Origin of the sequence: Paenibacillus sp. NPDC057934, from assembly GCF_042887565.1 — a bacterium.
Taxonomy (GTDB): domain Bacteria; phylum Bacillota; class Bacilli; order Paenibacillales; family Paenibacillaceae; genus Paenibacillus_AQ.
In genome coordinates, this window is the sequence record NZ_JBHVPB010000009.1 from 87226 (window position 1) to 100564 (window position 13339).

Below are 13339 nucleotides of genomic sequence, written 5' to 3' on the forward strand. Positions count from 1 at the left end.
GGAAGATTGAGACATGCCGGAACTGCCGGAAATGGAGAACTATAGACAAAGGCTTGGTCAACATATTATCAACGTGCCTATTACAGGCGTAACTGTGAATAGAGAGAAGTCCATTAATTTGGAGACTGCGGCGTTCACTCAGGCACTGGTCGGCGCACGTGTTGTATTTGTAGAGAGACGAGCTAAGCATATTTTGTTCCACTTGCATGACGGTCGCAGACTGCTGCTGCATTTAATGTTGGGCGGGTTGCTATTCTATGGAACAGAAGAAGAAAGACCGGACCGCAACACTCAGGTGGAAATAGCTTTTGGAGATCATATCCTCTATTTCATGGGCCTACGGCTGGGCTATCTGCATCTGCTATCGGTTAAAGAAGCGGAAGCAGCCATGGGCAAACTTGGACCAGAACCGCTAGATCGGCGAATGACCCTGGAGCGTTTCACAGGGATGCTCAAAGGCCGGCGTGGCGCGCTGAAGAGTTTGCTAGTGAACCAACAGTTCATCGCTGGCATAGGTAACTGCTATGCAGATGAGATTGCTTTTGAAGCCAGATTGCTGCCTTCTGCGCTCGTGCATAACTTGACACCGGATTCCATCACGAGATTGTATGATGCCATTCGTAAGGTTTTGACCGACGCGACAGAGATCGGTGGCTATATGGAAATGCCGTTTATGAATGGAGATACCGTCACAGGCACTTATAACGATCGGTGTCTAGTGTACGACCGTGAGGGTGAGCCTTGCCTGCGCGGAGGGGGAACAGTTGTCAAAATCGAGCTGTCCGGACGCAAAGTGTTCTATTGCCCGGACTGCCAGCATGAACAATAGCCCTAAAATTGGGGCACATGTCAGCATTCGCGGCGGATACGGCCGAGCGGCCCGGTTCGCCTGGGAGAGCGGTGCGACAAGCTTTCAGTATTTTCCGAAAAATCCGCGCAGTCTGAAGCTTAAATCGGTCGATGGCCGGGATGCTGAGGACTGCGCATCCTTTTGCCAGGAGCACGGAATCGTCTCTATTGCGCACACCCCTTATCCGACCAATATGGCGGCGGGGAAGGATGCTGCAACACCTGAGGCGGTGATGGTGTCTTCACTGCGAAATGATCTGGAGATTGCCGAAGCTTGCGGCTCCTTGGGGATTGTCGTGCATTTTGGACAATTTGGCGGGATGGAGCCGTTACAAGGCTATCAAAATATTATACAATGTATGAATGAAACCTTGGCGTCTTGGGAAGGCCGAGCCAAGCTCTTAATCGAGAATCAAGCCGGCAATCACGGCCGCGAGGGCATGACGCTGGAGGAATTGGTGAAGGTACGTGAACTGAGCCGATACCCGGAGAAAATTGGATTCTGCTTCGATACTTGTCATGCTTATGCAGCTGGAATCTGGAACCCGGAAGATACGGAAGCTCTGCTCCGACGTGGAGATGACCTCGGCTATTGGCCTCATCTCGTTGCCGTACATCTCAATGATTCAAAGTACCCCTTGGCCACGCGTCGGGACAGACACGCTGCCATTGGGCAGGGGTATATCGGAGAGAAAGGTCTGGCTGGACTATTGACATCAGAGCCACTGCAGGGTGCAGCACTTGTTATGGAAACAGAGAAGGGACCAGACGGGAGTCATTCCCGAGAGATCTCCCTGGTAAAGGCCTGGTTTGGAACGGAGGATTGACCTTGATTAACGTATATATGGATGATTACCGTAAGCGGCCGGAGGGTTTTGCATTGGCCCGGACGACAGAAGAATGTCTGATTCTGTTGCGGGATTGTGAAGTTGATATTTTATCGCTGGATTATGACATGGGTCCTGATGACCAGAATGGCGGTGAAGTGGCTAAACGGATCGTGCTGGAGGGTTTGTTCCCACGGTCTATCTTTCTGCACACCTCCAGTCCTTCGGGTCGCAAGGAAATGTTCGAAATCCTGTACCCAGCCAAGCCGGATGGAACGGCTCTGCATAATGGTCCGCTTAGTGTGGAGCAACTGCAGAAGATTGCTTCTGGTGCCGGTGTCTTATGATTATTCACGAGATAAAGGAGCCAGAATTGCTGAAAGCGCTGGAGGTTCCCGGTAAGTCGCTGGTAGTCTTTCTGCACACACCTCTGTGCGGAACTTGCCAAGTTGCCCGTCGTATGCTGGAGATCGCAGGACATTTGCTGCCAGAGGATCTTGTGATTCACGAGGCAAATGTGAACATGCTGCCGGAAATTGTGGGCAGTTACCGTATATCTAGTGTACCTGCCCTTCTAGTGGCACAAGCTGACCGCCTGAAGCCGCCAGAAGTTCATTATGCGATGAGTTCGGTAGAACGGGTGCTGGAATACATAAGGAGGGGGATTACGCCATGATATCATTACAACATCTTACGCTCCGCAGGGAAGAGAGTCTGATCCTAGACGATGTGTCGCTGGAAATTAACGAAGGTGAAAACTGGGCAATTCTGGGCCGCAATGGTTCCGGTAAAACCACGATTCTGGAGATGCTGACCGGATATATGTTTCCGAGTAGCGGGACGATCGAGGTGCTTGGTAATCTGTACGGGCAATGTGACCTACGCGAAGTGCGGAAGGAAATCGGTTATATTGGACCTTCCCTGATGGAGAAGCTGTCTCTCAGTGATCCGGTGTGGGAAGTCGTGGCAACTGGGGCGTTTGCCTTCTTGCGTTTCTACCAGAGTATCCCGGAGGACGTTAAGGAACGAGCTCTTGCACTGCTAAAAGATATGAATCTTGGCGCGCTTGCGTTCCATTCTTTGGGGACTCTTTCGCAGGGAGAGCGCAAAAAAGTCATGCTGGCCCGTTGTTTGATGGCTGATCCCAAGCTGTTAGTCATGGATGAACCTTGTGCGGGACTCGATCTGTACGAACGGGAGAAAATGCTGGATGAAGTGGACAAGCTGAGACAGCGCAACGTTACAGTGGTATATGTGACGCATCATATTGAAGAGATCGTACCGTTATTCAGTCATGTGGCGTTAATTAAGGACGGGAAATTGGCCGGCTCCGGCCGCAAGGAAGAAGTACTGACGGACGAGATGATTAGGGCGACCTATGATATCCCTGTCCATGTGGAATGGGAAAACGGTCGTCCCTGGATAAAAATTAGACCTGGAGGCAAATCCATTTGAACAACTTGATAGAAGATAGAGCGGAGCAGGAAACTGCTTCGGAAGAAGTAATCTCACGTTATATTTGTACTGCTAATCATGGTTTTGCACCCTATGCACAGGAAGAGCTGCGCCGTTTGTTCGGGGCTGTGAAAAGCACGCTGTTGCTGCCAGGTGAAATCTTCCTGGCCACGCTTCAGGTGGAGCCTGAGAACGTGGCTAGACTATTAGCGCAGCAGCCACCAATTTTTCTGCGGCATATTCAGCCTGTGCAATTTCAGGACGAGGGTAGTATGGAAGCATTACAGCGACTGGCCACCTATCTGAGCCGCCGCAGTGAGCTGGAAGGTGTGAAGGTAGCGCTACACGTCCGCAAGAGCGCGGATTGCTTCTGGGAGGAGAGCCCTGGTGAGCTGCGCGAATGGATTCAGGGAGAACTGCATAACCTTGAAGCTGAGTTCACGGTTCAGGAGCCGGAGTGGGTCATTTCCGTTTACGCGACCAAAGATGCTCTGTACGCCGGGGTTTCACGGCCGGAAGACAACCTCTCCGGTTGGAACGGTGGAGCGATCCGTTTCCGCAAGGAAGACGGTCAAATCTCCCGCGCCAAATTCAAACTGATGGAAGCGGAAAAGGAGTTTGGCATTCCTTTTGCGAGCTTCCGCAATGCCGTGGACATCGGTGCATCACCAGGTGGCTGGACTTCATTCCTGCTGGAACGCGGTGTGAAGGTCACAGCCGTAGACCCGGCATTGATGCACGCTTCCCTGCGTAACGCTCCGGGTCTAAAGGTGCTGCGCAAGAATGCCGGAGATGTGAAATTCAAGGATCATGAGTTTGACCTCTTCGTCTGCGATATGAGCTGGAGCCCTAAGCTGATGGCGAAGCTTGTGACCTCACAGCTGCACAGTTTGGCTCCTGGAGGGACTGCCATCGTGACAGTGAAGCTGATGCACAAGAAGCCTTTAGCGCTGATCAAGGAGCTTATCGCCATGTTCGAGAGCGAACGTATGCAGATTCAGCGGGCGAAGCAGCTGTTTCATAACCGTGACGAAATTACACTTTATATGATTAAGTATTAATCACATTATTATATTATTTTCTGGGAAAGCATCCCGTTGACGACCGGCGTAACGCCGGCATTGCGTCAGTGGCGGTGCTTTCTTTTTTTATATATTTTTTGGGTTCAAGTACTGATGTTGGTCTTGAGCTATTTTTAAGGAGAGGTGTCTATATGCTGTATCCATCGAAGCTAGCAGTAGGACAACTGCTTGGAGAACGTTATCGGGTCGTAGAGCTCATTGGGTCCGGGGGGATGAGTCATGTGTACCTGGCCGAAGACCTGCGGCTGCCAGGCAAGTGGTGGGCGGTGAAGGAAAGTGTAGACCCAGGCATAACGGAATATGCTTCTGGTGATATTGTAGCCGAGGCGGAACTACTGATTTCCTTGAATCATCCCAGGCTGCCGAGAGTGACTGATTTCTACCCACCTGATAAAGACGGATATTCTTATCTGGTGATGGATTATATCAATGGGGTAACATTGAGCCGTTATTTGGAGCTTCACCCGGGACCACTACCTTGGGATCAAGTGATACAGTTTGCTATGCAACTGCTGGAAGTGCTGAAGTATCTACACAATCAGCGTACTCCGATCATCTATAGGGATCTGAAACCGTCCAATATCATGCTTACAGGACAGCATGAGTTAGTGCTAATTGATTTTGGCATTGCCCGAAGCTATGGACGCGCTGGGGATGACGACACGAGTAAGCTGGGAACTGTGGGCTTTGCAGCGCCGGAGCAATATGCCGGGCATAGCCAGCCAGCCTCCGATCTTTATGGACTTGGGGCACTGCTGCTCCATTTGCTCACCGGAGGCAAATACTGCAGCTGGCAGCCGGGCTTGGAGTCCAGGCTGCCAGGTGTCGTCCCTCCTGAATTCATTCCGATTCTGCGCCGCCTGCTCCGGCAGCGCCCTGAAGAGAGGTACCCTAGTGCCTCTTCGGTTCTGGAAGCGTTGGCTTTACTAAATCCCAGCGACCGTACTCGAGTTGAGGAGACACTGGAATGCCTGACCTCACGTGTGACGGATGCAGTTGTCGTGTCTCTGGCTGGTACATCGAGTGGGCTTGGAACGACGCACACTTCATTGGCTATAGCTGTTCGTCTATCCAAGTATGGTCGCACGGCCTGGGTTGACGGTTCTCCGGATGGCGTGGTGTTCCAAAATCTTTATGCGTTGGTACAGGGGCAGGAACACGTTCCAACGGGTATGAACGCTGTTCCATCTTTTGTTTGGAACAATGTTCATTACTGGAGTTGTCCGGGCAAAGAAAATAGCAGGTTCCCAGAAGGTAGTTATTCCTTTATTGTACTGGATCTCGGAACACTCAGCGAAGAAGGGGCCCTCGAAGAGTTCAATCAGAGCGATGTGCCGCTGCTGATTGCTTCAGGGGCTGACTGGCGGCTTGGGGAGCTACTGCATTGGCTGCGCCGGAGTCGACTTGAGCCTCAGAAAGGCTGGAAGGTAGGTCTGCCACTGGCTGGAGACAACGCTGCTGTACTGCTGCAAAAAGCGCTAGGTACAGCCGAGGTGTACGCATTGCCTCTGCAGCACGATCCTTTCCGCTCCAAGGGAAGGCTCAGTGATGTGCTGGAAGTGATGCTGAAGGAGGCCATCGCTATGCGGAAGCCGCAGCGGCGTAGCGCTCTTTTTCGCGGGAAAAGGCAGTGATTTCTCTGTCTATAATATATTATCGTCTTAATTCGTTATATAAGACGAATAGAAAAAGTAACTAAAAGCGAGGAGGAACGGAGGGGAAGGTTTGTAACTTTAGGGGCGATAGTGTTCGCCTGAAAGCTTTCCGTAGGAAAGCTCGCATCGGAAGCGTAATTTGTCTCCGGATTTTATCCGCAATAGCGGTACAGTCCGAAGAAATCTGGAGACAAAAACGGCCGGAAGTCCAAACATTCACCGCAGTGAAGGTAGCCTTAAGTGAGGGTCTTAAGATTGTCTTATTTAATTTTCTGTGTCAGAGTGACACATACTTATGCTAAAATGAATCGTTGTATGTTACGCAATCTCGCCTCATTTTAAAATATAGATAGGAGCTTGCAGAGAAGTTATGAGTTTATTGACAGTAGAAGAAGTTGCCCACAATTTCGGTGAACGCCAGTTGTTCAAGGATGTATCGTTCCGGCTGTTGGACGGTGAACATGTCGGATTAGTCGGAGCGAATGGTGTAGGCAAATCGACATTGATGAATATTTTGACGGGAAAGCTGCTGAAAGATAGCGGCAAAGTAGAATGGACGCCACGTGTGCGTTATGGCTATCTGGATCAACATACCAAACTTACGCCGGGCAAGACCATACGTGATGTGCTGAAAGATGCCTTTCTACCGTTGCTGGAACTGGAGCAGGACATGATGGCCATTACCGACAAGATGGGTGAAGCTACGCCTGAAGAACTTGAAGTGCTGCTAGAGCAGATGGGTGAGATTCAAGAGGCGCTGGAGATCGGCGACTTCTATCTGATTGATGTGAAGGTAGAGGAAATGGGGAATGGTCTCGGATTGTCCGCGATCGGTCTGGATCGTGATGTGGCTTCCCTGAGCGGGGGGCAGCGGACCAAGGTGCTTTTGGCCAAGCTACTGCTTGAGAAGCCTACCGCGCTGTTACTTGATGAGCCCACCAACTATCTTGATGTGGAACATATCGACTGGCTGTCGAACTACTTGAAGCAATATCCGTACGCCTTTATTCTGATCTCCCATGATACGGAATTCATGAACAAGGTCGTGAACGTTGTCTATCATCTGGAGTTTACGAAGCTGACCCGTTATACCGGGAACTATGAGCGTTTTCTTGAGATGGCAGAACTGAACAAGAGCCAGCATATCGAAGCTTATGCGAAGCAGCAGGAGTTCATTAAAAAGCAAGAGGATTTCATTCAGCGCAATAAAGCGCGGGCTTCAACTTCCGGCCGGGCCAAGAGCCGCGAGAAGCAATTGGATCGCATGGAAAGGATCGACCGGCCAGATGAAGCGGCTAAACCGACCTTCGTCTTCAAGGAATCACGGGCCAGCGGTAAAACAGTGTTCGAAGGCATTGATTTCGAGATCGGCTATGACCGCCCGCTTCTGCCGAAGTTGAATATGACCATTGAACGCGGGGAGAAGATTGCCATTGTCGGCTGCAACGGTGTCGGTAAATCGACACTGCTGAAGACGATTCTCGGCGTAATCCCGACATACAGCGGCAAAACGTATCTTGGCGATTACCTTACACCGGCCTACTTCCAGCAAGAGGTTAAGGCGGCGAATATTACGCCGATTGATGATGTATGGAACGAGTTCTCCAGCCTTAACCAGCACGAGGTGCGTGCGCACTTGGCGCGCTGCGGCTTGAAAAATGAGCATATCACCCGCCCGCTCAGCATGTTAAGTGGGGGAGAACAAGCCAAGGTGCGTCTGTGTAAGCTGCTGATGCGTGAGAGCAACTGGGTTCTGTTCGATGAGCCGACCAATCACCTTGATGTGATCGCCAAAGCAGAATTGAAACGTGCATTGCAGGAATACAAAGGGACTGTGCTGCTCGTTTCCCACGAACCGGACTTCTATGAAGACTGGGTAACGAAGACTTGGGATGTTGAGCAGTGGTCGTCACAGTCTGTATAAATTATGGGGAGGCAAATAATATGAACAATGGAATTCTTCGGCATATGGTCTACTTCAGCTTGAAATATCCGGTGGATGCACCGGAGACAGCAGCATTTCTCAAGGATGGGGAGAGAATTTTGACCTCTATTACAGGGGTAAAAGAATTCGAAGTCCTGCGTCAAGTCAGCCCGAAATGCGATTTCCATTTTGGCTTCAGTATGGAGTTTGACGGCCAGGAAGCTTTTGATACCTACATGAATCACCCCATCCATCAGGAATTTGTACAGCAGCGCTGGGAGACAGAAGTAGCGAAGTTTCAAGAAATCGATGTTGTAAAAGGAAACTAACAATCAGATTAAAGTGGGAGCATTTCATCTACGATGGAATGCTCTTTTAGTATATGGGGAACGCTAGGGTTATCTATGCCGGGATGCCCGGTAGCGATGAAGTCGTGACGCGGAGGACGGCAGTGGTGAACGAGAGAATCGTATGGTTCCAAGAAGAACGGAAGGGTAGCGGAGAAGGAACTAACAGCGGGACTTATACTCAGGAAAAAATGGACCATGACGCCGCTCTTCAGGCCTTGCTGGAAGCCGGCCTGGAAATAACAATGAGCGAAGATCTCAGTGATCTTCGCTCATTGTTAACCGGAGGCGAGTTCTTGCTGCTCCTGGCAGAGCTGGAGCAGGTTGATGAATGGGAGGGCTGGCAACTGGTTACCGAGCTACGGGACCAAGGGATGGAACTGCCCGTACTCGTCATATCAGGAGTTGGTTCTGGAGAAGACGCGGTAGCAGCTTTCAAGGCAGGGGCGAATGATTATCTGTCCCATCCCATCCATACAGGGGAACTGACCTGCCGGATCTTAAATTTATTAATTCTTAGCGGACGTCGCCGCCGAAAGAATCATCTTTTGAAAATTGACGGGCTGATTCTGGACCCTAGCTGCCGGCATGTAAACCGAGATGGCAATCAGCTGAAGTTAACAGGCAAAGAATTCGACTTGCTCTATTACCTGGCAGCTCATGTAGGACAAATATGCCCCAGAACCGAAATCTTGCAGCAGGTCTGGGGCTATCACTTTGAGGCGGACACCAATGTCGTAGATGTGTATATCCGGCATATCCGCCTGAAGGTGGACAAGGGCTATCGGACCAAACTCATTCATACGGTAAGGGGATCCGGCTATGTAATGAGGGCGTCTCCCGGAGACGCCACATGCTGAACCCAATCCTCTATCATAGTCAAAACTCTAATCTTTAGAGCTGTTACAGTACGCGGCGGGCGAATAAATACGTTCTTTTCCAGTTGCCGGAATTTAGATCCGAGAGTGTGACGCCTGGCGAACCGTACGTGTGCAGAATCTTGCCATTACCTGCATATACCGCTACGTGAGTGACGTTCTTGCCGTTTGCTCTGCTGCCGCTGGAGAAGAAGATAAGGTCTCCGACACGGAGATTAGCTTTGGATACGGATTTGCCGACTTTGGATTGGGCTTCAGAAGTACGGGGCAGATCTACGCCATATTTACCAAAAATATATTTAGTGAATGACGAGCAGTCAAAGCTGCGGGTACTGGAAGTAGATGCTCCAAATTCATAACGAACGCCCATATATTTTTTACCGAGATTGATGATGCTTTGGCCATTGACTGAAGCAGATGCGGCAGCAGCGTGTGTAGTGCCGATTTCTGTTGCAGCCAAAGTGCAGAGGCCAATTGTCGTGCACATCCCGATAGTGATCGCTTGTTTGAACCATTGTTGTTTATTCATGTTGTAATTCCCTCCAAGGTTTGTTTCGTATGTTTCGTTTCTTTCGCTGATTCGTAGTATAGCAGGTAATCTAGTGCCTATATATTGGAAGAGGTGGGGCAAATAGAGACGGGGCAAGGGATGTAAGCGTTTTATTAAAAAACGATTAAAAGTTACAAAAAATTAATATTTACAAAGGATGATAGGATAAAAAAAGCCGAAAATCCTTTGACAGCAAGGGATTTTCGGCCTATACAATATCGCATTTAAAAGGTTACAACCATGTTTCTAAATCTCGTATGTAATTCAATCCTTGCTCTGAATAATCAGCAGCAGGCCACTCTCAATCGTTACAGTTCCAGACGCCGCCAGCAGTTTGTTGCTCACACCAAGTGAATGACCAAGCTTCAGTGTGGCGTTGCTAAGCGGATATTGAAAGCCCTCCAGCGTAATTCCTGTCACTTCAGGCGTTAGAGGCAACAGAGATACATAGGCGAAGCCGCGATCCTCAACAAGGGCCTGTGACCCTGTAAGGGTAAGGTAATTGTGACTGTCCATGATGGAACAGCTCACTTGACGCTGCAGCGCCAGCGTCATCATTTGAATGCTGGCCAGCATGTGATCAATCCGCGAACCGGTCACACCGAGCATGAGGATCGATGAGGGCGATCTGTTCAGCGCTAGGTCCAGGGCCAGCTCACTGTCTGTCAGATCTTTGTCTATTGCATCGCAGGTAATGATCTCCCGGCTTCTGTTCCTAATCTCCTGCAGGGCTTCCGGGGATACAGAATCAAAATCTCCTACCGCAAGATCCGGCGTTATCCCATGGTTAATGAGGAATAAGGCACCCCGATCAGCACCGATAATAAAATCCTCTTCATCTAATACATTCAAATGTTCCGGAGACAGCTCCCCACCGGCCCAAATAACGACTCTTCCGGATGGCATCACTAATCCTCCCCTTCCTTACAATTCTAAAGATTCTGATCCAGAACCAAGTATCAAGTATAATGCAGTTTGAAAGGTTGTACAATTGCCCCGGACAACGCTAAAATAAGAATAGCGTGTCCAGCGAGATGCTGGAAGCTGTTGAATTGTATAGAAAAGAGATTTGGAGGTGAGTGAAATCGTAAACGTGCTGTTTGTTTGTCTCGGCAATATTTGCCGTTCGCCGATGGCTGAAGCTGTGTTGCGCCACAAGATCCATGAACGCGGCTTGTCTAGTTCGATTACTGTAGATTCTGCAGGAACAGGGGATTGGCATATTGGCAACCCTCCACATGAAGGGGCGCGGCGTATTCTGGATCAGCATGGGATCAGTTATGAAGGGATGAAGGCTCGCCGGGTGTCCAGCGATGATTTTGAGAACTATCAATATATCATTTGTATGGACAACTCTAATGGAACCAATGTGCGGAAGCTCCAGGGCGGAGAAGAGGCCGAGCTGTTGTTCTTTATGGACTTGCTCCCGGAGGAGGAACTGCGTGAAGTGCCGGACCCTTACTTTACCGGAAACTTTGAACAGGTATATGATCTGATGGATGCCGGCTGCGATGTGCTGCTAGACACCATCGTTAGCGAAAAGCTCTAATCCTTGCTTTAAGATTCGGAACAACCGTCCTTGAGAAGGGCGGGGGGCCGTTTCTGTCCCTACCGCCCTGAAAGCGCAATCACACAGGGAATGTACATATTGTTCTCATGATGTTCATTTTTGCATGTCTCAAGGCTGTTTCAGGTGTTTAAAAGAAATAGAGAAGCGATTCAGGCAGTTCTTTCTGCCAAAATCCCCAGAGATGAACGCCGTCTTTCTCTCGGTAGGATACTGTGGCTCCGCGCTCTTCAAGCAGCGCTTTTGTCTTGCGATTCATATCCACAAAGTCGTAAACGCCTGTATCTGTCTTATATTCTGTTTCCTGCAGTCCAACTACCATATTAATAGTAAGCCAGGAGAGGTCCTCTTCATCTTCGATCATTTCACGGGTCTCCGGATAAAAAGCACCAGAAAGGCTGAGGATACGGTTAAATATGGATGGATAAGCTAAGGCCAGATGGAGGGACACACTGCCTCCGAGAGAATCACCAGCCAGAATACGTTCAGCAGGCGTACGCCGTACCGGATAATTATGTTCAATGAAGGGAATAATTTCTTCGGCAAAGCAAGACAGGTATTGCTCAAACCGGTTGCCGAAAGGCGCATATTCCTGGGTTCTAACTTTCACGTCGACTTCAACGCCTACAATAATGAAAGGTTCGACATCTTCTTCCAGGATCAGCTGGCCAGCCAGCGTGGCGATTCGGCCGAAGTTGAAGAATTCCTCACCATCCTGGCAGTACACGACGGGATAACTAAGAACTTCATTGTAGCCGGGCGGGAGGTAGATACGCAGCTTGCGTTCCTCCTGCAGCGATTCGCTCCACAGGTTTTTTTTAACAATTGTACGTTTCAGAAAAACAGAGTCATTCATAGCTGTTCTTGTCACCTTTCTTGTCGAATTTTGCATTCCCGACGGCAATACGATAATATTACCAAGGGGTAAATGTGGCATACATCATTTACTTGTCAAAATGATTGGCATCTGTTATATAATTTAATTAAACCTGTTATACATACAAAATTTATGGAAACATAAATTTTATGCGTATTTCTTTGACGAAATAGATAAAACAGGTGTATAATAATTCTATAACAGAGGCAACTGATATTCAAATTTTTTTGTTGAGGTGAAGATGATAATGAGTAAAGTTCCTTATGAAGTGTACACAGAGGACGTCGAGGCTCTTTCGGTACTTTCCCCGGATGGAGAAGTTATCAATAAAGATAAACTGCCTGCTCTTACTGATGATCAATTGAAAGAAATTATGTACCGTATGGTATTTACCCGTACCTGGGATGATCGTGCTGTGAATCTTGGTCGTCAAGGCCGCCTCGGTTTCTACGCACCAGTATCTGGTCAGGAAGCTACCATGATCGGTAGTGAGTTTGCTCTGGAGAAGGAAGACTTCGTATGCCCAGGCTACCGTGATATTCCACAGCTCGTATGGCACGGCCTTCCGCTGTACCAAGCGTTCTTGTATTCCCGTGGACACCAACATGGTGGACAAATTCCTGACGGCGTAAACGTGCTAATGCCACAAATCATCATTGGCGCACAAATTCTGCACGCTACTGGTATTGCAATGGGCTTCAAATTGAAGAACCAGAAGAACGTAGCGATTACTTATACAGGTGACGGTGGTTCCTCCGAAGGTGACTTCTATGAAGGCCTTAACTTTGCTGGGCGCTTTAAACTGCCTGTAATTTTCTTTGTTCAAAACAACGGTTACGCCATCACCACGCCATTCTCGAAGCAAACGGCTTCTAAGTCTATCGCTCACAAAGCGGTTGCAGCCGGTATTCCGGGAATCAAGGTTGATGGTATGGATATCTTCGCGGTTATCAGCGCAGTTCAAGAAGCTGCTGAGCGTGCTCGTAACGGAGAAGGCGCTACCCTGATCGAAGCTGTAACTTACCGTTTCCGTCCACACTCCCTTTCTGACGATGCGAGCAAATACCGCTCTAAGGAAGAAGAAGGACAATGGAACGAGAAGGACCCAATTGCCCGTCTTGCTAAGTATCTGGAGAAAAAAGGCCTTTGGACCGAAGAAGATACAGCGCGCGTGAAAGAAGAAGCAAAAGCTACTGTTAATGAGCAAATCAAAAAAGCAGAACAAACCGAAAAAATGACCGTTTCCGGCTTGATTGACAGCATGTTCGAGGCAACTCCGAAACATCTGGAAGAGCAAAAAGCCGATTTTGAATAAGGGGGATAACAGG

The 13339-nt window shown here is 49.2% G+C and carries 15 protein-coding genes; 12 read left to right on the top strand and 3 right to left on the bottom strand.

Features of this window, described 5'->3' with window-relative positions; all coding sequences use genetic code 11:
• The first annotated feature begins 13 nt into the window (after positions 1-13).
• The 10 genes from ACFVRY_RS20780 to ACFVRY_RS20825 all read left to right on the top strand — a co-directional run bounded on the left by ACFVRY_RS20780 (position 14) and on the right by ACFVRY_RS20825 (position 8999).
• Positions 14-829, top strand: a complete 816-nt coding sequence (locus tag ACFVRY_RS20780) for an Fpg/Nei family DNA glycosylase (protein ID WP_387502212.1) — start codon at positions 14-16, stop codon at positions 827-829.
• Positions 819-1676 carry a deoxyribonuclease IV gene (locus ACFVRY_RS20785; protein WP_387502453.1) on the top strand — a complete coding sequence of 286 codons (858 nt, stop codon included), beginning with the start codon at positions 819-821 and terminating at the stop codon, positions 1674-1676. The genes ACFVRY_RS20780 and ACFVRY_RS20785 overlap by 11 nt, the downstream gene beginning before the upstream one ends.
• Positions 1677-1678: 2 nt before the next feature.
• Positions 1679-2023 (top strand): cyclic-phosphate processing receiver domain-containing protein, encoded by a 345-nt coding sequence (locus ACFVRY_RS20790; protein WP_387502213.1) that lies wholly within the window; start codon positions 1679-1681, stop codon positions 2021-2023.
• Positions 2020-2352: a thioredoxin family protein gene (locus tag ACFVRY_RS20795; RefSeq protein ID WP_387502214.1), complete on the top strand. Its 333-nt coding sequence runs from the start codon at positions 2020-2022 to the stop codon at positions 2350-2352. The genes ACFVRY_RS20790 and ACFVRY_RS20795 overlap by 4 nt, the downstream gene beginning before the upstream one ends.
• Entirely contained in the window at positions 2349-3131 is a 783-nt protein-coding gene (locus tag ACFVRY_RS20800; RefSeq protein WP_387502215.1) for an ABC transporter ATP-binding protein, read from the top strand. The genes ACFVRY_RS20795 and ACFVRY_RS20800 overlap by 4 nt, the downstream gene beginning before the upstream one ends.
• Positions 3128-4192 carry an SAM-dependent methyltransferase gene (locus ACFVRY_RS20805; RefSeq protein WP_387502216.1) on the top strand — a complete coding sequence of 355 codons (1065 nt, stop codon included), beginning with the start codon at positions 3128-3130 and terminating at the stop codon, positions 4190-4192. Before ACFVRY_RS20800 ends, ACFVRY_RS20805 begins: the two co-directional genes overlap by 4 nt.
• 152 nt (positions 4193-4344) lie before the next feature.
• Positions 4345-5847: a serine/threonine-protein kinase gene (locus ACFVRY_RS20810; protein ID WP_387502217.1), complete on the top strand. Its 1503-nt coding sequence runs from the start codon at positions 4345-4347 to the stop codon at positions 5845-5847.
• Positions 5848-6238: 391 nt separating this feature from the next.
• Entirely contained in the window at positions 6239-7792 is a 1554-nt protein-coding gene (locus ACFVRY_RS20815; RefSeq protein WP_387502219.1) for an ABC-F family ATP-binding cassette domain-containing protein, read from the top strand.
• 20 nt (positions 7793-7812) lie between these two features.
• Positions 7813-8121: a Dabb family protein gene (locus tag ACFVRY_RS20820; RefSeq protein WP_387502220.1), complete on the top strand. Its 309-nt coding sequence runs from the start codon at positions 7813-7815 to the stop codon at positions 8119-8121.
• Between the two features lie 53 nt (positions 8122-8174).
• Positions 8175-8999 carry a winged helix-turn-helix domain-containing protein gene (locus ACFVRY_RS20825; RefSeq protein ID WP_387502221.1) on the top strand — a complete coding sequence of 275 codons (825 nt, stop codon included), beginning with the start codon at positions 8175-8177 and terminating at the stop codon, positions 8997-8999.
• 43 nt (positions 9000-9042) lie between these two features.
• On the opposite strand, the gene ACFVRY_RS20830 is transcribed toward ACFVRY_RS20825, so the two are convergent.
• Together ACFVRY_RS20830 and ACFVRY_RS20835 are read right to left on the bottom strand one after the other, a co-directional pair.
• Complete coding sequence (locus ACFVRY_RS20830) at positions 9043-9546, bottom strand: C40 family peptidase (RefSeq protein ID WP_387502222.1); 504 nt, start codon at positions 9544-9546, stop codon at positions 9043-9045.
• A 285-nt stretch (positions 9547-9831) separates the two neighbouring features.
• Positions 9832-10473: a thiamine diphosphokinase gene (locus ACFVRY_RS20835; protein ID WP_387502224.1), complete on the bottom strand. Its 642-nt coding sequence runs from the start codon at positions 10471-10473 to the stop codon at positions 9832-9834.
• Positions 10474-10651: 178 nt separating this feature from the next.
• On the opposite strand from ACFVRY_RS20835, the gene ACFVRY_RS20840 reads away from it, so the two are divergent.
• On the top strand, positions 10652-11116 hold the full coding sequence (locus ACFVRY_RS20840; RefSeq protein WP_387502454.1) for a low molecular weight protein-tyrosine-phosphatase: 465 nt from the start codon (positions 10652-10654) through the stop codon (positions 11114-11116).
• Positions 11117-11264: 148 nt separating this feature from the next.
• Here the strand turns inward: ACFVRY_RS20840 and ACFVRY_RS20845 are convergent, their stop codons facing one another.
• Positions 11265-11990, bottom strand: a complete 726-nt coding sequence (locus ACFVRY_RS20845; RefSeq protein WP_379464204.1) for an alpha/beta hydrolase — start codon at positions 11988-11990, stop codon at positions 11265-11267.
• 268 nt (positions 11991-12258) lie between these two features.
• Here ACFVRY_RS20845 and pdhA point away from each other — a divergent pair, with 268 nt between their 5' ends.
• Entirely contained in the window at positions 12259-13326 is a 1068-nt protein-coding gene (pdhA, locus tag ACFVRY_RS20850) for a pyruvate dehydrogenase (acetyl-transferring) E1 component subunit alpha (protein WP_066361645.1), read from the top strand.
• Positions 13327-13339: the final 13 nt, after the last annotated feature.